We start from the raw sequence: 18,958 nt of genomic DNA, 5'->3' as shown, positions 1-18,958 counted from the left end.
AGAGCGCATCTGATGATGTGCGCGATGCGAGTGCTGTGTGTTCGGCGTGGTCTCGACGGGGAGGAGCGGATTCGGCGGTCGATCGCGGCGGATCGGCGGAAGGGGCCTGCTGTGCCGTCGGACACGCTTCGGTCGCGGCTGGACGTGCGTCAGGAGGAGTTCGAGGGGCACGACGTCCATGTCCTGGGTCCGCGATCCGGGCAGCCTCGGCGGCGGGTGCTGTACCTGCACGGGGGTGGCTGGGTGCGGCCCATCACCGACCCGCACTGGGAGACGATCGCGAAACTCGTGGAGCTGCTGGACTGTTCGGTCACTGTTCCGATGTATCCGCTGGCACCCGAGCACACCGCCCGGGAGATCCTCGCGTGGCTGATATCCCTCTATGCCGATCGGGCATCCGGCCACGAGCTGACGCTCATGGGCGATTCCTCGGGCGGCAATCTCGCGCTGTCCCTGGCGATGCAGGCCCGCGACCGCGGACTCCCCGCACCGGTGCGGTTGGTCCTGCTCTCGCCCCTGGTGGACGCGACCGTCAGTGATCCGGTGATCGACGAACTCGACCGGATCGATCCGATCATCCCCGCCCGCGGGCTACGAGTGCTGACCCGGATGTTCGCCGGTGATATCGACCTGAATGACCCCGTGGTCAGCCCGCTGTTCGGGAGTCTCGACGGGCTGCCGCCGATCGCCCTCTTCAGCGGGACACGGGAGATCCTCAGTGCCGACGCCCATCGGCTCTGGTCGAAGGCGACAGCGTTGGGCTTTCCTCTGACCTGGCACGAGTATTCGGGGATGCCGCACGTCTGGCCGCTGTTCCCGATTCCCGAGGCGCGGCGGGCGCTCGACGAGATCGCCGCCTTCGTCGTCGGTGCCGGCGGGATCGATCGGGGACTGTCGCGGGTGCCGGGATCAGCGGGGTGAACGAAACCGTGTCGTACTCTTCGGTCGTGGTTCGAGGACAACAGCGTGTCGACGCGATCTTGGCGGCAACCGTGGACCTGGTCGCCGAGCGCGGCTACCCGGCATTGACCATGGACGCGGTGGCCGCGCGTGCCAATGCCAGCAAGGCGACCATCTATCGTCGCTGGCGCAACAAGGCCGAGCTGATCAAGGCGGCGCTGGACGCCCACGACGCCCAGCAGAATGCCGATATTCCGGATACCGGCAGCCTGCGCGGCGATCTGGTGGCAGTGCTGGAAACGTTGCGCGACAAGGCGTCCGACCAGATCGCCACGATGATCGAGGGCCTGATCGCTGCCATGCGTCATGATCCGGAGCTGGCGGCCGCGCTGCGGGAGCACACGGAGAACGAGGAGCTGTCCCCGTTCCACGACGCGCTGCACCGCGCGATCGCCCGCGGCGAGCTACCCGGGGACACCGATACCGAACTCGTCCACGACGTGGCCGAGGCAATGATCATGCGCCAGTTGCAGATCGGCGCCCCCTTCGATGCCGCCTTCATCGACCGCCTCGTCGACGACGTCCTACTCGTCCTGCTCCAGTATCGAGGAACCACACAGTGACCGTTCTGATCGTCGGCGCCGGGCCGACCGGGCTCACCCTGGCGTGCGACCTGGCCCGCCATCACGTCCCGTTCCGCATCGTCGACAAGGCTGCCGGGGTCTTCCCGGGTTCGCGGGCCAAGGGTCTGCAACCGCGCACCCTCGAGGTGTTCGAGGACCTCGGGGTGCTCGACGCCATTCAGGCCGGGGGCGAGCCCTTCCCGAAGTTTCGCCTGTACCACGGGCGGGAGGTGGTGTGGGAGCGCACGGTCTCCGAGATGCTCGGCGCTCCGGGCCTCACTGCCTCACCGGCCGTGCCCTATCCCGACACCTGGCTCATTCCGCAATGGCGGACCGAGGAAATCCTGCACGCCCACCTGATCGCCCTCGGCGTACGAGTCGAGTGGAACACCGAAATCATCGGTGTCACACAGGATTCCACCACTGTCACAGCGCAGACCGCTGACGGCGAAATCCGCGCCGACTATCTCGTCGCCGCCGACGGCGGACACAGCACCGTACGGAAGGCGCTCGGCATCGGCTTCGCGGGCGACACCTTCGAGACCGAACGCACCCTGATCGGCGACGTCCGTGCCGACGGCTTGGACGGCCGGTTCTGCCACATCCTGACCGGGAACGGCGCGGTGGGCGACCGCTTCTCGCTGTGGAACCTGCCGGGCAGCGACCACTACCAGTTCGTCGCCTCGATGCCCGCCGACCAGGTGCCGGACCTGACCCTGGACGGGGTGCGCCGGCTGTGCGCGGACCGCTCCGGCCGCACCGACATCCACCTGCACGATCTGCGATGGATCTCGCTGTACCGGGTGAGCGTGCGCATGGTCGACCGGTATCGCGTGGGCCGGGTACTGCTGGCGGGCGACGCCGCCCATGTACATTCCTCGGCCGGGGGACAGGGCCTCAACACCGCGGTGCAGGACGCCTACAACCTCGGCTGGAAACTCGCGGCCGTGCAGGCCGGTGCGGACCCGCAACTGCTGGACACCTATGCGGCCGAACGAATGCCGGTCGCGTCGGCCGTACTGGGCCTGACCACGCAGCTGCATCGACAGGACTTCCACGGCGGCGGGGCACCGGCCATCCATCAGCTCGACATCACCTATCGCAATGGTCCGCTGGCGCTCGACGACCGCAGCGAACCGGGCGAGCTACGCGCCGGAGACCGTGCCCCCGACGGACTTTCCTCTTCCGGCGCAAGACTTTTCGATGTCTTCCGCGGTCCGCATCACACCCTGCTGGCCTTCGACGCCCCCGGACCCGACCTCGGCGTTGCCGCGATCGATGTGCCGACGGGCGAGGGCTACGACATGAACCCGGGCACCTACGTCCTGGTCCGACCCGACGGCTATATCGGCGCGATCAGCGAATCTGCCGAAGTCATCGGAAAATATCTGCGGCGCTGAGTTCCGGGGTGCGTTTCCGGCGCGCCTTGCCATCCTCAACGGCGCCGGCTCCTCCTACGCCACCGGCCCCCACCAATCCGCCGCCGTCATGAAACCTGACCGATCCCTCCCCGAGAGGACCAAACCACCCTCGGAATCCCTAAGGACCGCAGAGGTTCTACCGTCAACGAGCCCTTGTTCCAGCATGGTCGACCGCTCGCCGACCCAGCGCGGACACTGTCCGGATTCGCGCCTCGAGAGCTTCCTGATCTCGGACCGGCCGACTGCTCGGCAGACTGCGGGCGTGGGTGAGGATCTCGGAAGGCGCCGCGGGCGGTGGAATTGACGACGGCCGGCCTGGTGCGTCACCCGCGGCGAACGGGGTGCTGACCACCTCCCAGGAGCCCCAATTTATCGCAACTGTCCAGTGCGGATTTCGGTAACAGTGATTCAGGTCACTCATGACCGCTACCCTGTTTTCACCCGGCTGCTCGTGCCGCGTCCGAAGGGCTTTTCGGCTGCGCGAAACGCCGGGGGAGAGAAAGGCGTCACGAACATGAGTAGCACACCGACCGCGGTACACCCGGCCGCGGACTTTCCCCCGCCGACGCTGGTCACCGGGCTGTGGCGGCGCAAGCTGCCGCACTATCCGGACACGCCCGCCCGATCCTGGTATCTGTTCCTGGTTGTCATCGTGTCGGTCGCGCTGTACTACCAGCTGTTCGTGTCCGGCGCGGTCGGTAATCAGCTGATCGCCTACTTCAATCTGAGCTTCCGGTACTTCGTCGGCATCTTCATCGTCGGCGCGGCCTTCGGGGCCGTGGCCTCGGTGGTGACCGGGTTGCTCGACCGGTGGGGCCGGGCCAATATCGTCGCCTACGGCACGGTCGTCACCTCGCTGCTCACGCTGTTCGCGCAACCGCAGTGCACGACCAAAGAGGCGTACCTGGCCGTCTACTGCATGATCAGCATCGTCGAGGGCGCGGTGCTGGTGGCCACGCCCGCGCTGGTGCGCGACTTCTCGCCGCAGCTGGATCGCGCCTCCGCCATGGGGTTCTGGACCCTCGGCCCGGTGCTGGGTGCGCTGGTCACCACCGAGATCTCCACGCACACCCTCGACGCCCATCCGGACTGGCAGTACCACTACCGGCTGGCCGGCGTCATCTGCACCGTGATCTCGGTGTTCGGCCTGATCGGGTTGCGCGAACTCAGCCCGAGACTGCGCGACCAGATCATGGTGTCGCTGCGCGACAAGGCGCTGATCGAGGCACGGGCGCGCGGACTGGATGTCGAGGCGCTGGAACGCAATCAGTGGAAGCAGATGATGCATCTCGACATCGTCGGCTCGGCGCTGGCCATCTCGATCTTCCTGGCGTTCTTCTACACCATCGTCTCGTTCCTGCCGGTCTACATGGCGACCAACTTCGGCTTCACCGCCGCACAGGCCAATTCGCTGGGTAACTGGTACTGGATCGCCTCCGCCATCTCACTGGTGCTGACCGGCATCGTGTCCGACGCGATGAAGGTGCGCAAACCGTTCATGGTCTTCGGCGCGATCATCAGCATCATCGGGTGCTACCTGTTCCTCAGCTACACCGACAAACCGGGTACCGACTACTACACGTTCGCGGCGGTCATGAGCTTCACCGCCGTCGGCACCGGCATCGCCTACTCCACCTGGATGGCGAGTTTCACCGAGACGGTGGAGAAGCGGAATCCGGCGGCCACGGCGGTCGGGCTCGCGGTGTGGGGCGGCGTGCTGCGGACCGTGGTGACGTTCGTACTGCTGGGTCTGCTGTTCGTGGTCACCGCCGCGGGCACGCTGGTGAACTACGGTCCGCGGCTGCAGACCATCAATGCCAAGTACCACGACGAGATCGCCACCATCCAGACCGTCGGCGCGGATACGCTCACGGCCCTGGGTAAGAATCCGAATGACGAAGCGGCACAGGTCGCCGCGCTGGTGAAGCTGACCGGCGACTCCGCCTCGAATGTGAAGACCACCGTCGAACTCAATGCCAAGTACCCGGATGAGCTGGCCACGCTTCAGGCCATCGACACGCAAGTCCTGGTGAAGCTGATGACGAACCCGAACGATCAGGCGAGCGCGGCGACCGCGGTCGGTCAGGTCGCGAAGAAGTTCAACATCCCGCCGGATCAGGCCATCGCCCGGATCACCGCCGCGCAGAAGGTGCCGGTCGATCAGCTCGCGGTGGCGTCCCAGACCGGACCGGCCCTGACGGCGGCGAGCGCCAAGCTCAAGGCCGTGAGCGCCATACCCGCCGACGATCTCGCCTATCTGTCCGCGCACGGCCAGGACGTGAAGCAGGCTCAGATCGACTCGCCCAAGCAGTGGAAGCGCTGGTGGTGGATCTGCCTGGTCGCGCAGATCTGCTTCATCCCGTTCGTGTTCATCATGGCCGGACACTGGAGCCCGAAGAAGGCGGCCGAGGAAGCGGCCGAGCACGACGCGGCCGTGGAGCGTGAGCTGGCGACCATGACCGAGTAGGCAGAAACCGTGCAGTCCCTGCCCATGAAGTACAGTTATTGAAGTGACGAACCCGGTAGCCGCGACGTTCGATCTGCTCGGTGATCGCCTGACGCTGACGATCCTGCGGCACGCCTTCGTCGACCACGCGCGCCGGTTCACCCAGTGGGCCGATCGCACCGCAGCGCCGCCCGCCGTGCTCACCGCCCGGCTGGCGGCGCTCGTCGATGCCGGAGTGCTGGTGCGCACGCCCCGGCCCGGCCCGGCCGATCGCTACGAATACCGGCTCACCGACCTGGGTTTGGCGACCTGGGAGATCCTGGTGTGCGTCTGGTCCTGGCAGCGGGAGTGGACGGCCGAGTGGGCGCTGCTGCCGGAGTTCACGCACACGCTGTGCGGGCATCGCGGCCCGCCGGTCGTCATGTGCCGGGGCTGCGGCCGCGACGTCACCGCCCACGACACCGCAGTGGAACTGGATCGGGATGCGCTGTGGAGCCTCACCTCCGGCCGCCGGCGCTCGGTGCGGGCGGCCACGCTCGCCCGCGGTGACGCGCGTTTCGACGAGATCATGGAGGCCATCGGCGACCGGTGGAGCGCGGCGGTCACCGGGCTGGCCCTGGCCGGGGCACGGCGGTTCTCGGATTTTCGTGCGGCACTGGGCATCTCGCCGACCACGCTCACCGAACGGCTGGCGCGCCTGGTGGATGCGGGCATCCTGCAGCGGTCCGAGCCGGACGGGCGCGACTATCGGCTGACCCCGCGCGGGCGGGCGCTGTTCGGGGTCTTCGCCTTCCTGCTGGCCTGGTCCCAGCGCGCACATCCGCAGACGTCGGAACCCGGTCTGAGCCTCCGGCACAAGGAATGCGGCGCGGTGCTGGTCCCCGCGCTGCGCTGCCGGGGCTGCGCGGCGGTGCTCGGCCGGCGGGACGTGCGCTTCGAGCCGCCGGCCGAGCGCCCGGCTCTTGACAGTCTCCGGTGAGACGCGTATCACTTCATTAACTGTAGTGAATCTCGCCGGGTCTCCACTCCCGGTCGCTGGAGGCTTCGCATGCCGCTCAACGAAGAACTCATCGCGCCCGCCGCCGAGGCGCTCACCAACCCGTATCTGGAAGGCCCGTACGCGCCCTGCGCGCAGGAAACCACGGCCACGAATCTCACTGTGCTGCACGGGGAACTGCCGGCCGATCTCGATGGCGTCTACGTTCGTAACGGCCCCAATCCGCAGTTCGCCCCGATCGGCCGCTACCACTGGTTCGACGGCGACGGCATGCTGCACGCGGTCCACTTCGAGAACGGTCGGGCCACCTACCGCAACCGCTTCATCCGGACGGGCGAGTTCGATGCCGAGCACGCGGCGGGAACCGCGTTGTGGCGCGGCGTGATCGAACCCTGGGACCACAATCCGCCCGGTGATCGCCGCGAGCGCAATGCGGCCAATACCGATGTCGTCTACCACCACGGCAATCTGCTGGCCCTGTGGTACCGGGCGGGCAAGCCCTACGCACTGGACCCGGTCAGCCTCGAGACCCGCGGCGTCGACACCTTCCAGGGCACCCTGCGCGGCGAGGTGTCGGCGCACGCCAAGGTGGACGAGCGCACCGAGGAACTGCTGTTCTTCGACTACGGCATCCATTCGCCGTATCTGCGCTACGGGGTGGCCGACCCGGGCGGCACCGTCACGCACTTCACCGGGCTGGAACTACCCGGCCCGCGTCTGCCGCACGACATGGCGATCACCGAGAACCATTCGATCCTCATGGATCTGCCGCTCTACAACGATCCGCGCGCGGCCGCGGCCGGCCGCTTCAAGATCTTCTTCGACCGCACGCTGCCCAGCCGGTTCGCGGTGCTGCCGCGATATGGCGAAGGGGCGCAGGCGAAGTGGTTCGAGGCCGAATCCGGCTACATCTACCACACCGTCAATTCGTGGGAGGAGGGCGAGGAGATCGTCCTGGTGGTCTGCCGGGTCTCCGAACCCAGCCCGGTGTCCGACCGCGCTCACCCCCTGGCCCAGCTGCTGGCCTATCTGCGCCCGGAAGCCAAGCTGCACAGGTACCGCTTCAACCTCCGCACGGGCGCCACCAGCGAGGAGGTCATGGACGACGTCAACACCGAGTTCCCCGCCATCGATCAGGGCCGCACCGGCCGCGCGGGCCGCTACTCGTATCAGATGCGCCTGTCGGTCGACCGCACCATGATCTTCGACGCCGTCATCAAGTACGACATCCGCACGGGCGCAAAGCAGACCGCGCCCTTCGGTGACGGCATCTTCGGCAGTGAGCTCACCGTGGTCCCGCGCCCCGGCGGCACCGCCGAGGACGACGCCTGGCTCACCATGTTCGCCCACAACACTCACACCGGCCTCGGTGAGGTGTGGATCTACGACGCCGCCGACCTCACCGCGGGGCCCGTATGCCGCCTCGGCCTGCCGGTCCGGGTCCCGCTCGGCTTCCACGCCACCTGGGTCAGCGGGGATCGCATGCGCGCCGCCGCCCGCCCGCTCTCCTGAAAAAGGTTGTCCGCGTGCCCCTTCCGCATCTGAGTGTCAGCCTCCCGTACTGGCAGAACCGCGAACCTCTGGACGCCCTGCTGGTGGCCGAGGCCGCCGACAAGCTCGGCTTCCACCGTCTCTGGGTCGGCGAGATGGCGACCTTCGACGCCTTCGCCCTGGCCGCCGCCATCGGCCGGGCCCCCGGCCGGATCCCGCTGTGTCTCGGCCCGCTCGCCGTCGGCGTCCGCAGCCCCGCGACCATCGCAATGGGGACGGCCACCGTCGCCGCCCTCACCGGACGCCCGGTCGACATCGCCCTCGGCACCTCCAGCACGGTGGTGGTCCGCGATTGGCACAGCCGCCGAAGGAACCGCACCGCACGGCATCTGGAGGAGACGAGCCGCATCGTGCGGGCCCTGCTCGCCGGGGAGAAGGTCGAACACGACGGCCTGATCGAACGCATACGAGGATTCCGCCTCCGTCTGCCCGCCCCGCGCCCGACCCTGCCCGTGCACGGACCGGATGAGTCCGCCGAGATCGACTGGCCCAGTGTGGGATCCGAGCGCGGCCGGGCGTCCTCGAACGGCCATGGCCGAGAACATCGGTCGCGGCTCCGCACGGCCGGCCGATCGACCGGCGGCGAGATCATTGTCGCGGCCTTCGGCGAGCGCGCATTGGAGGTCGCCGCGCGCTGCGCCGATCGGGTGGTGCTGAATCTGGTGACACCGGCCCAGGTTGCCCGATGTGTCACCGCGATAGGCGAATTCGCCGCGCGGGCCGGGCGCGCGGCACCGCCGGTCTCCGTGTGGGTGATCGCGGCCGCGGATCCGGACCCCGACATGCACGCGACCGTCCGGCAGGGTGTCGTCGGATACCTGCGCGCCCCCGGGTACGACGCCATGTTCACCGAGGCCGGATTCGGAGACGTGGTCGCGCTGGCGAGCAGCGGAGCCCACCCGCGTGAGGTGCTGGCGGCCGTTCCGGATGAATTGCCAGCGGCCGTGGGCATGTTCGGTGATGCTCGGACGCTGGCTGCCCGCCTCGGCGAATACGCGGATGCGGGGGCCGACGAGGTGGTCATCGTACCGGTGACGACGGCCGAAGACCCGGCCGGATATCGGACGCTCGACGCGCTCACCGGGATCGTTACGGATTCGGGCCCCGGCGTGCCGGAGACTGGCGGAGAAGAGTCCGACCCGGAGTCGGCAGAACAGCGGAGGCAAATCGATGAGTGAGGCGTTCGTCTATGACGCGGTGCGGTTGCCGCGAGGGCGGGTGCGCAAGGGTGGGGGCACCTTGGCGGAGGTTCCGCCGTACGAGTTGTTCGGGCAGTTGCTGGCGGCGCTGGAGGAGCGGGGCTGTCCGCCGGCGGCGGTCGACGACGTGCTGGTCGGGGTGAGTACCGCGGTGGGCGAGCAGGGCGCGAATGTGGCCCGGGCCGCGGTGTTGTGGGCGGGATGGCCGGATTCCGTTCCGGGGGCGGTGGTTTCGCGACTCTGCTGCTCCGGTCTGGACGCGGTGGAGGGCGCGGCGGCGCGGGTGGCGGCCGGGTTCGCGGATGTGATCGTCGCGGGCGGGGTGGAGTCGATGTCGCGGGTGCCGATGCTGGCGGATCGGCCCGCCATCGCCGGCGACGCCGATCTGGGGGAGCGGACCGGGTTCGTCACCATCGGGGTGTCGGCGGATCTCACGGCGGCCGAGTACGGCATCACCCGGCCGGAGCTGGACGCCTTCGCGGTGCGCTCGCATCGAAAGGCCAGCAGCGCAGCCACATCGGCGTCGGTGATCCCGGTACGCAAGGGCGGCACCGTGCTCCTCGCCGCCGACGAGGGCGCGCGGCCGGACGCGTGTGCGTCGGCCTTCGCCGCGCTGCCCACCCTGTTCGGAGCCGATCCGTCCTGGGAGCGGGTGGCCCGCCGGACGCCGCAGGCGCGGCGTCCCGCCGCCGGGCTGCACACCATTGCCACCGCGCCGCAACTCGCCGACGGGGCTTCGGCGCTGCTGCTGGGCAGTCGGCGCGCCGAGCACATGCTCGGGCGGCCGCCGGTGGCGCAGATCGTGGGCACGGCCCAGACGGCGGTCCGCTCACCGCTGCTGACCGCGCCGACCAGCGCGGCCCGGGTGGCCCTGCAGCGGGCGGGCATCTCACCCGCGCAACTGGACGTGATCGAGGTGAACGAATCCTTCGCCGTCACACCGCTGGTGCTCATGCGTGAGCTCGGACTGGACGCGTCCCGGGTGAATCCGTCCGGCGGTGCGGTGGCGGTCGGGCATCCGCTCGGCGCGACCGGCGGGATCCTCATCGCCCAGGCGCTGGACGAACTGCGCCGCCGCGACGGCGAGCACGCGCTGGTCGCCATTCCCGCCGCGCTCGGGCTCGGCTCGGCGGTGGTGCTGCGCCGCATGACCTGACCCGCGGCCCGCCGCATGACCCGACCCGCGGCCCGCCGCCACCGGACCAGCTGCGCCGTCACCGGACCAACTCATCACCAGGGAACTCCGATGGTCGAAATCTCCTCCTCCACAACGACGTCCCCCGCCCGCCCGGTGCACGTCTGCCATCCGGCGGACACGGTGCGCACCTACCTCGAACGCGGCTGGTGGCAGCCAGAGACGATTCCCGACGTCTTCCGTCACCGCGTGACCGAGGCCCCTGATGCGCCCGCCATCACCGACCCGGCCAACCTGGCCGACCTGACCGGCGCGCATCCGCGCACCCTCACCTGGCGCGAACTCGACGACCACGTCACCGATATCGCGGCGGTCCTGCTGGCCAACGGGATCGGCCAGGGCTCCACCGTCGCGATCCAACTGCCCAACTCGATCGCCCTGACCGCCGTGTACCTCGCCCTGTGGCGGCTGGGCGCTGTGGCTACGCCGATGCCCGCGTCGTTCCGGCGGCACGAGCTGTCGGGCATCGTCACGGCGACCGAGGCCGAGGCCGTCATTACCGTTGGCGCGCTGGGAGATCGGGCACTCGCGGCGGAGGCTTCGACCGTCATCGGTGGGCAGGGCGCCGTTTTCGCCTTCGGGCCGGGAGTCCCGGAGCAGGCGATCGCCCTCGATGGCCCGGTCGGCGCAACTGCCCGCAAACGGGTGCGCGACTACACCCGGGCGCTCCCCGTCACCGTCAACGATCGCATCACCATCTGCTGGACCAGCGGCACCGAGGCCGCGCCCAAGGGCATTCCGCGTTGCCACGGCGACTGGCTCGCGGTGGCGGGCGGCGTCCAGGACGGGCTCGGCATGACCCCGGATTCGGTGGTGCTCAACCCCTTTCCCATGGTGAACATGGCCGGATTCGGGGGCTCGTTCCTGCCGTGGCTGCTGGCCGGCGGGCATCTGGTCCAGCACCACCCGCTGGATCTGCCCGTGTTCTTCCGGCAGCTCGCCGAGCACCGGGTCACCCACACCAGCATGCCGCCCACCCTGCTCACCATGCTGCTGCAGAACGACGCCCTGCGCGCCCGGGCCGACCTGTCCTCGCTGCGCACGGTCGGCTCGGGCGGTGCGCCGCTGCCGCCGCCGGTGGTGCGCCGCTGGCAGGAGGAACTGGGCATTCAGGTGATCAACTTCTTCGGATCCAATGAGGGAGTGAGCCTGCTGGGCGCACCGGCCGACCTACCCGATCCCACCCTGCGCGCCCAGCACCTGCCGTATTACGGTGCGGCCGGGGTGCGCTGGTCCACCAGACTGGCGGAACGGACGGCGGTGAAACTGGTCGACGTCACCACCGGGGCGACGGTCACCGAGATCGGCGGACGCGGCGAACTGCGCCTGCGCGGCCCGGCAGTCTTCGGCGGCTACCTGCCCGGCACCGCCACCGCCGAACCCTTCGACGACGAGGGATACCTGTGCAGCGGTGACGTTTTCGAACGATGCGGCGACGGCGGCCGGTACCTGCGCTTCGTCGACCGCGTGAAGGAGATCATCATCCGCGGCGGCATGAACATCGCGCCCGCCGAGATCGAGGGCCTGCTCATCGACCATCCCGCGATCGCGGATGTCGCCGTGGTCGGCTACCCCGACGCGGTGCTCGGTGAAAAATGCTGTGCCGTGGTCGTTCCCGCGACAGGCGACTTTGGGTGGGAAGTCACCTGCAGATGCACATGATCGACGTCGCCGTTGAATTCGACCGGCTCGCATTCGAAGTCGGCATACACCGCCTGCATGATCTCTTCCATCCGTTTCAGGTGCCGATCGGTGAACACGCGATGCCGGTATTTCGTGATGAAAACCAAGTGGGCGTGAAGCGCGAAAACACAATGCCTGCCTGTCAATATCTCGTTCTCTGAGGGCATAAATCGGTATGTTGGGTGTGTGCAGCTGCGATACCAGTACCGCCTCTATCCCACGGCGGGTCAGCAGATGGCGCTGGCGCGTGCGTTCGGTTGCGCGCGAGTGGTGTTCAACGATGCACTCGTCGCGCGGGAGGCCGCGCGCCGCGACGGCCTGCCGTATGTGACGGACGCAGCACTGTCGAAAGCGTTGACCGAGGCCAAGAAAACCCCCGAACGCGCCTGGCTGGGCGAGGTGTCCTCGGTCGTGTTGCAGCAAGCCCTGGCGGACCTGAACACCGCCTACCGCAATTTCTTTGCCTCCCTGTCCGGGAAGCGGACAGGTGCGAGGATCGGTCCACCGCGGTTGCGGTCCCGCAAGGATCATCGGCAAGCGATCCGGTTCACCAAGAACGCCCGCTTCAGGATCACCGCAGGCGGGAAGCTGTGGCTGCCCAAGGTCGGCGAGCTGGAAATTCGCTGGTCGCGGGAACTGCCCTCGGAGCCGTCGAGCGTGACGATCGTCAAGGACGCGGCGGGCCGCTATTTCGCCTCGTTCGTCGTCGTCACCGACGATGCGCCGTTGCCGCAGGTCGACACCGAGGTGGGTATCGACCTGGGTTTGGCGACGTTCGCCGTCTTGTCCGATGGCAAGACGATCTCTTCGCCGAGGTTCTTACGCCAAGCCGGACGTCGCTTGCGCAAAGCGCAGAAAGCCCTGTCGCGTAAGGAGAAAGGCTCCAACAACTGGGCCAAGGCGCGAGTTCGTGTGGCGAAGGCTCACACCAAAGTTGCCGATACGCGCCGGGATTGGGCGCACAAGCATTCGACGCAGATCATCCGCGAGAATCAAACGGTGTTCGTCGAAGACTTGAGCGTGAAGGGTCTCGCGCGTACTCGGTTGGCCAAGAGCGTGCACGACGCCGGGTGGGGCATGTTCACCCGGATGCTGGAGGACAAAGCCACCCGATACGGGCGGACCTTCGCCAAGGTGGACCGCTGGTTTCCATCCACCCGCATGTGCTCGGTGTGCGGGGCGATCGGGGAGAGCAAACCCCTGCACGTCCGGGAATGGACGTGCACCTGCGGCACCATCCACGACCGCGATCTGAACGCGGCACACAACATCCTCGCGGCGGGACGCGCCGAGAGGTTAAACGCCTGCGGAGGGACCGTCAGTCTTTCTGCCTAGCGGAAAGCGAGTCCCTGTGAAACAGGAACCCACCGAAAGCGCCCGCGAGGCACTGGTAGGAATCCCGGTCGTTCACGGCCGGGAGGACGTCAAGACTGCGCACTCGTGGTCGACGACGACGAACCGGGGTCACCTCTCACCCGGCGAGTTCGGCTCTCACCCGGCGAGCTTGGCGGGGTCGCGCACCGCGCCCCGGTCGGCCGAGGTGGCCAGCAGGGCATAGGTTTTCAGTGCCAGCGAGATCTCACGCTCGCGGTGGCGCGGCCGGTAGCCGCCGTTCGTCTCCAATTCCGCGCGGCGGGTGGCCAATTCGGCATCGTCGACGTGGAGGGTGAGCGTCCGCGACGGGATGTCGATGGTGATGGTGTCGCCGTCCTCGACCAGCGCCAGCGGGCCACCGGCCGCCGCCTCGGGGGAGATGTGGCCGATGGAGCAGCCGGAGGAACCGCCCGAGAAGCGGCCGTCGGTGATCAGCGCGCACTCCCGGGCCAGGCCCAGGCCCTTGAGATACGAAGTCGGATACAGCATTTCCTGCATGCCGGGCCCGCCGCGCGGACCCTCGTAGCGAATGACCAGCACGTCACCGGCCTTGATCCGGCGCGACAGGATCGCCTCGACCGCATCCTCCTGCGACTCCACCACCACGGCGGGACCGGTGAAGGTGTGCATGTGCGCGGCCACGCCCGCCGACTTCACCACCGCACCGTCGGGGGACAGGTTGCCGCGCAACACCGCGAGGCCGCCGTCGCGCGAATGGGCATGGGCGACATCGCGAATGCAGCCCGCCGCGGCATCCAGATCGAGGGTGTGCCAGCGCTCGGACTGGGAGAAGGCGCTGGCCGACCGCTTGCCGCCGGGCGCGGCGTGGAACAGCTCCCGCGCCGCCGCGGAGGGGTGTTCGGCGCGCACGTCCCACTCGTCCAGCCACGCGCCGAGCGAATCCGCGTGCACCGCATGCACATCGCGGTGCAGTAGTCCGGCGCGGTTCAGCTCGCCGAGCAGCGCCGGGATGCCGCCCGCGCGGTGCACGTCCTCGATCAGGTAGTCGCCGTTGGGCGCCACCTTGCACAGGCACGGCACCTGCAACGACATCTTCTCGATATCGGTGAGCGTGTAGTCCAGCCCGGCCTCCTGCGCCGCCGCGAGCAGGTGCAGCACCGTGTTGGTGGACCCGCCCATCGCCAGGTCCAGGGCCATCGCATTGTCGAAGGCCTTGCGGGAGGCGATATTCCGGGGCAGGACCGAGGCATCGTCCTCGTCGTAGTAGCGGCGCGCCAGGTCCATGACCGTGCGTCCCGCCGCCCGGTACAGCTCGGCCCGCGCGGTGTGGGTGGCCAGCGTGGTGCCGTTGCCCGGCAGCGCCAGGCCCAGCGCCTCGGTGAGGCAGTTCATGGAGTTGGCGGTGAACATGCCCGCGCACGAACCGCAGGTCGGGCAGGCGTTCTCCTCGATGCGCTCCAGATCCGCGTCCGACACGTCGGGCGAGACCGCCTCGGCCATGGTGACGATGAGGTCGAGCCGGCTGCGCACCGTGCCGTCGACCAGCACCGCGGTGCCGCCCTCCATGGGTCCGCCGGAGACGAACACCGTCGGGATGTTCAGCCGCAGGGCCGCCATGAGCATGCCCGGAGTGATCTTGTCGCAGTTGGAGATGCACACCAGCGCGTCGGCGCAGTGCGCGTTCACCATGTACTCGATCGAATCCGCGATCAGGTCCCGGGACGGCAGCGAGTACAGCATTCCGCTGTGCCCCATGGCGATTCCGTCATCGACCGCGATGGTGTCGAACTCCCGCGCGATACCGCCCGCCGCCCGCACCGCCTCGGAGACCATGCGGCCGACCGGCTGGAGGTGGGTGTGGCCCGGCACGAACTCCGTGAAGCTGTTCGCGATCGCGATGACGGGCTTGCGTCCGATATCCGCCGAGGGCACGCCGCTGGCCCGCATGAGGGCGCGGGCCCCGGCCATGTTCCGTCCGTGCGTGACCGTGCGGGAGCGCAACTCGGGCACGATGCCACCTCCTCCTCAATCTGCAACCAGACGGTTGCAACCGTGTGGTTGGAGTTTGCCACGACAGCCGGCCCAACCGCAACCGCGTGGTTGGAGATGGTTGGATGGACGCCATGGCGTGGGATACCGAGAGGACCAGACGGCTGCTGCTCGAGGCGGCGGTACTCGAGTTCGCCGAACGCGGACCCGACGGCGCCCGGGTGAACGCCATCGCGGCCCGCGCCGGGATCAACAAGGAACGCATCTACCAGTACTTCGGCGACAAGCGCGGCCTGTTCGAGGCCGTGCTCACCGATCAGCTCGAGCAGCTCGCCGCCGCCAGCCCGCTGACCGCCGACAAGGCCGGCGACCTGGCCGAGTACGCCGGGCACGTCTTCGACTTCCACCGCACCCACCCGCAGTTCCTGCGCCTCATGTACTGGGAAGGGCTGCAGCCGCAGGACGGTCAGCTGCCGGGCGAGTCCGCCCGCGCCTCGCACTACGCGGACAAGGTCGCCGCGCTGGCGGCCGCGCAGCGGGCGGGGACCCTCCCCGGCGACGTCGCGCCCGGCTACCTGCTCTACGCGGTCGCGGCCCTGGCCGCCTGGTGGTTCGCCGCCCCGCAGGTGGTCCGGATGATCCTGGGCGCGGACACCGATGATCCGGAAACCCTGCGCGCGGCATTGGTCGCGCTGGTGCGCCGACTCGAGGTCCGGGCCTAGCGGCGCGTCACTCCCCGGAAGCGATGTCCGCGACGAACAGCGGGAGCCGACGGGCGGCGATCCGGGCGAGGAACGGGAATTCCGGGCCCGCTTCGCCGCGGCCGACTACACGGGGATTGACGAGTCTGTAGTGGCGAAAAGTGTAGGAGGTAGCGGCTTCTCCGGCGGCGAGAACGTTTCTGATCCAATCGGTCCTGCCGTGGCCCATGACCACATAGAGCGAGCCGTCGAAGCGAAAAGCATTGACCGGTGTGGAATATGCTCGGCCCGACCTGCGGCCGCGGTGTTCGATCACGGCGAACCCGGGCAGATACGGCGCGAGCGGGCGAACCACCGGGTTCATATATCTGACCTGCAAGCGGTCCAGCCACGCCGGGAACATGTTGGGTTCGGTTGTCGGCATTTCGGTTTCCCCTGTCCACGCCTGATGTCCCAGACAGGGTACAACCTCGCTCCCGACCAGCGAGGATTCGGCGTCGACCGCGAATACCTTGTGAAGGAGGACTGACGGTATCACCGGCTCCAGCCCCCCGACGACGTGCCGCTCGACGGAGTCACCGTGGTAACCCCGGGAAGGTCGCCGTCGGGGGTCGGCTGCTGCGTGCGGTATTCGCTCAGCTCTTGGCCGCGGGCTCGGCGGTCTGCCCGTCCTCGGCGTGCTCGGTGGCGTGGGCCGCTCGCTCCGCTTTGATGTCGGTCTGCCACTTCTCGAAATCGGTTCGCATCACCACGATCTGATGTTCGAGGGCTTCCCTGGTATCCGACCACCACTTCTGGGCGACGTCCCGCAGTTCGGCGGTGGTCTTCTCGAACTCGCTGCCCTCGCGCTCGAAGGTCGCCTCCAGCTCCTTCTGACGTGCCTGGAGCGCGGCGCGGTTCTGCTCGCGCGCCGCAGCGGACGACTCTTCGAACCGCTTCACCTGTGCGGCGAGGTCCATCAGCGATTCCGACAATGGTTTCATGGTCTTGTCCTCTCGAATCTCTTGATCCGCGTTGGGGATCCGGCATCGGCCACCACCAAGCCTGGCTTCCGCGACCGGCGGGTCCAAGGGCAGAACGTCCTCTGAAATACCTGCCACTAGGCATCGATTGCCCGCCCGCCGCGTGGTGTCGGTCGAAATCAGCTGGGGGTGAGGGCGTCTGACAATGCGGTGAGGACAGGGGCGCAGCCGGTGTCGAGGATGAGGGTGGCCAGGGCGTCGGCATGGGTGCCGCCGCGGTTCAGGATGATGAGCGGGCGGCCGGATTTGGCGGTGCGGCGGGCGAAGCGGAGACCGGACATGACCGTCAGGGACGAGCCGACGACCAGGAGGGCGTCGGCGGAGTCGACCAGGTCGAAGGCGGCGGCGACGCGGGGCTTGGGGACCGATTCGCCGAAGTAGACGATGTCGGGTTTGAGGAGGCCGCCACAGTGCAGGCAGTCGACCATGCGGAAGGAGTCGGTGTCGGTAACGACGGCGTCGGCGTCCGGCGCGACTTCGAGGCCGTCGAGCGGGTTCGAGTCGGCGAAGCCGGGATTGACTGCTTCGAGCCGCTCGGCCAATGCCATGCGGGAGGTGAGAGCGTCGCAGGCGAGGCAGCGGACCCGGGCGTAGACGCCGTGCAGGTCGATCACCCGGCGATGACCGGCCTTGGTGTGCAGCAGATCCACGTTCTGGGTGAGCAACCCGGTGACGATGCCCGCCCGTTCCAGGCGGGCCAGCGCGCGATGCGACGGGTTCGGCCGGGCCGCGTCCATCCGCCGCCAGCCCACGTGATTGCGGGCCCAATAGCGTTGGCGGAATACGGGATCGCCGACGAACTGCTGATACGTCATCGGCGTCCGGGGCGGCGCGCCGGGGCTGCGGTAGTCGGGGATGCCGCTGTCGGTGGAGATGCCCGCACCGGTGAGCACCGCGACCCGGCGGCCGGAGACCAGGTCCAGCAGGCGATCGAGTTGCTGCGCGGAACCGGAATCGGGCATGCGGCCAGCCTACGACGCATCCGTCGTGTGCCGCCGGTCACGTCGTGTCACACCTGATGGCCCTGCGTCGTCACCTTGGCAGGACGCCACCGCAGCGGCGGCGCGAGACGAAGGAGATGGTCATCATGGCGAAGACGGTTCTGGTCACCGGCGGCACCGGCACCCTGGGCAGCCTGGTCACCCCGCTGCTGCGGGAGGCCGGCGTGAACCTGCGCGTGCTGAGCCGCACCGCGCGGGCGGCGCCATACGGCATCGAGTACGTGGCCGGCGACCTGCAGACCGGCGCGGGCATTGCCGAGTCGGTCGCCGGCGTCGACACCGTCCTGCATCTGGCGGGCACCACCAAGGGCGATGGTGAGAAGGCGCGCACCCTGGTCGAGGCCATCCAGGCCGCGGGCGTGTTCCCGCACCTGGTCTACATCTCGGTGGTCGGCGCGGACCGGATTCCGGTGGAGAGCGCCATCGACCGCCAGACCATGGCCTACATGGCATCGAAGCGGGAAGCCGAACTGGTGGTGGAGAATTCGGGCCTGCCGTGGACCACCCTGCGCGCCACCCAGTTCCACGACCTGCTCTTCACCATGGTCTCGGCGCTGGGCAGGATGCCGCTGGTGCCGGTCTTCGACTTCCGCTTCCAGCCCATCGAAACCGCCGAGGTGGCAGCGCGATTGGTGGAACTGACCCTGGGTGAGCCCGCGGGCCTGGTCGACGAGATCGGCGGCCCGCGCATCTACACCATGAAGGAACTCGAGCGCAGCTACCTGGAGGCCACCGGCCGTCACCGTCCGGTCTTCACCATGAAGGTCCCGGGCAAGGCGGCCCGTGCGTACGCTGCGGGCGGCAACCTCACCCCGGAGCACGCCGCCGGCGGCCGCACCTGGGAGGAATTCCTGGCCGCCAAGCTCGCGGCCGTGTGAGCGGACGACGTGCGGAA

17 protein-coding genes are annotated in these 18,958 nt (G+C 68.6%); 12 read left to right on the top strand and 5 right to left on the bottom strand.

Annotation, left to right across the window (positions count from 1 at the left end; genetic code table 11):
• The first annotated feature begins 111 nt into the window (after positions 1-111).
• The 9 genes from ACQP1O_RS28000 to ACQP1O_RS27960 all read left to right on the top strand — a co-directional run bounded on the left by ACQP1O_RS28000 (position 112) and on the right by ACQP1O_RS27960 (position 11,994).
• Complete coding sequence (locus ACQP1O_RS28000; protein ID WP_433561427.1) at positions 112-921, top strand: alpha/beta hydrolase fold domain-containing protein; 810 nt, start codon at positions 112-114, stop codon at positions 919-921.
• Positions 922-947: 26 nt separating this feature from the next.
• Complete coding sequence (locus ACQP1O_RS27995) at positions 948-1,523, top strand: TetR/AcrR family transcriptional regulator (protein WP_433561426.1); 576 nt, start codon at positions 948-950, stop codon at positions 1,521-1,523.
• The gene (locus tag ACQP1O_RS27990) at positions 1,520-2,923 is read left to right on the top strand and encodes an FAD-dependent monooxygenase (protein WP_433561425.1); all 1,404 of its coding nucleotides are present in this window, start codon (positions 1,520-1,522) and stop codon (positions 2,921-2,923) included. The genes ACQP1O_RS27995 and ACQP1O_RS27990 overlap by 4 nt, the downstream gene beginning before the upstream one ends.
• Positions 2,924-3,458: 535 nt before the next feature.
• The gene (locus ACQP1O_RS27985) at positions 3,459-5,411 is read left to right on the top strand and encodes an MFS transporter (protein WP_433561424.1); all 1,953 of its coding nucleotides are present in this window, start codon (positions 3,459-3,461) and stop codon (positions 5,409-5,411) included.
• A 43-nt stretch (positions 5,412-5,454) separates the two neighbouring features.
• Positions 5,455-6,369, top strand: a complete 915-nt coding sequence (locus ACQP1O_RS27980; protein WP_433561423.1) for a winged helix-turn-helix transcriptional regulator — start codon at positions 5,455-5,457, stop codon at positions 6,367-6,369.
• A gap of 69 nt (positions 6,370-6,438) precedes the next feature.
• Positions 6,439-7,899, top strand: a complete 1,461-nt coding sequence (locus tag ACQP1O_RS27975) for a carotenoid oxygenase family protein (RefSeq protein ID WP_433561422.1) — start codon at positions 6,439-6,441, stop codon at positions 7,897-7,899.
• A gap of 14 nt (positions 7,900-7,913) precedes the next feature.
• Complete coding sequence (locus tag ACQP1O_RS27970) at positions 7,914-9,116, top strand: LLM class flavin-dependent oxidoreductase (RefSeq protein WP_433561421.1); 1,203 nt, start codon at positions 7,914-7,916, stop codon at positions 9,114-9,116.
• Positions 9,109-10,293, top strand: a complete 1,185-nt coding sequence (locus tag ACQP1O_RS27965) for a thiolase family protein (protein WP_433561420.1) — start codon at positions 9,109-9,111, stop codon at positions 10,291-10,293. Before ACQP1O_RS27970 ends, ACQP1O_RS27965 begins: the two co-directional genes overlap by 8 nt.
• A 90-nt stretch (positions 10,294-10,383) precedes the next feature.
• Positions 10,384-11,994 (top strand): class I adenylate-forming enzyme family protein, encoded by a 1,611-nt coding sequence (locus ACQP1O_RS27960; protein ID WP_433561419.1) that lies wholly within the window; start codon positions 10,384-10,386, stop codon positions 11,992-11,994.
• Here ACQP1O_RS27960 and tnpA read toward each other — a convergent pair.
• Positions 11,901-12,182, bottom strand: a complete 282-nt coding sequence (gene tnpA / locus ACQP1O_RS27955) for an IS200/IS605 family transposase (RefSeq protein WP_433561418.1) — start codon at positions 12,180-12,182, stop codon at positions 11,901-11,903. The two genes, ACQP1O_RS27960 and tnpA, sit on opposite strands and share 94 nt — an antisense overlap.
• 19 nt (positions 12,183-12,201) lie before the next feature.
• On the opposite strand from tnpA, the gene ACQP1O_RS27950 reads away from it, so the two are divergent.
• Complete coding sequence (locus tag ACQP1O_RS27950; RefSeq protein ID WP_433561417.1) at positions 12,202-13,350, top strand: RNA-guided endonuclease InsQ/TnpB family protein; 1,149 nt, start codon at positions 12,202-12,204, stop codon at positions 13,348-13,350.
• A 156-nt stretch (positions 13,351-13,506) separates the two neighbouring features.
• Here the strand turns inward: ACQP1O_RS27950 and ilvD are convergent, their stop codons facing one another.
• Positions 13,507-15,360 (bottom strand): dihydroxy-acid dehydratase, encoded by a 1,854-nt coding sequence (gene ilvD, locus ACQP1O_RS27945; RefSeq protein ID WP_433561416.1) that lies wholly within the window; start codon positions 15,358-15,360, stop codon positions 13,507-13,509.
• 104 nt (positions 15,361-15,464) lie between these two features.
• Here ilvD and ACQP1O_RS27940 point away from each other — a divergent pair, with 104 nt between their 5' ends.
• Entirely contained in the window at positions 15,465-16,061 is a 597-nt protein-coding gene (locus tag ACQP1O_RS27940) for a TetR family transcriptional regulator (protein WP_433561415.1), read from the top strand.
• A gap of 7 nt (positions 16,062-16,068) precedes the next feature.
• Here ACQP1O_RS27940 and ACQP1O_RS27935 read toward each other — a convergent pair whose 3' ends face one another.
• The 3 genes from ACQP1O_RS27935 to ACQP1O_RS27925 form a co-directional block, all read right to left on the bottom strand.
• On the bottom strand, positions 16,069-16,464 hold the full coding sequence (locus ACQP1O_RS27935; RefSeq protein ID WP_433561414.1) for a nitroreductase family deazaflavin-dependent oxidoreductase: 396 nt from the start codon (positions 16,462-16,464) through the stop codon (positions 16,069-16,071).
• A gap of 211 nt (positions 16,465-16,675) precedes the next feature.
• Positions 16,676-17,023 (bottom strand): hypothetical protein, encoded by a 348-nt coding sequence (locus ACQP1O_RS27930; RefSeq protein WP_433561413.1) that lies wholly within the window; start codon positions 17,021-17,023, stop codon positions 16,676-16,678.
• A gap of 158 nt (positions 17,024-17,181) precedes the next feature.
• A complete protein-coding gene (locus ACQP1O_RS27925) occupies positions 17,182-18,024 on the bottom strand; it encodes an NAD-dependent protein deacetylase (protein WP_433561412.1) in 843 nt (280 codons plus the stop codon).
• A 125-nt stretch (positions 18,025-18,149) separates the two neighbouring features.
• On the opposite strand from ACQP1O_RS27925, the gene ACQP1O_RS27920 reads away from it, so the two are divergent.
• Positions 18,150-18,941: an SDR family oxidoreductase gene (locus ACQP1O_RS27920; RefSeq protein ID WP_433561411.1), complete on the top strand. Its 792-nt coding sequence runs from the start codon at positions 18,150-18,152 to the stop codon at positions 18,939-18,941.
• Positions 18,942-18,958 lie beyond the last annotated feature (17 nt).

The sequence above is a fragment of the Nocardia sp. CA-151230 genome, assembly GCF_050942175.1.
Lineage (GTDB): Bacteria > Actinomycetota > Actinomycetes > Mycobacteriales > Mycobacteriaceae > Nocardia.
The sequence above is the reverse complement of the archived record's forward strand: the minus strand, read 5'-3'. Positions and strand labels throughout refer to the sequence as shown.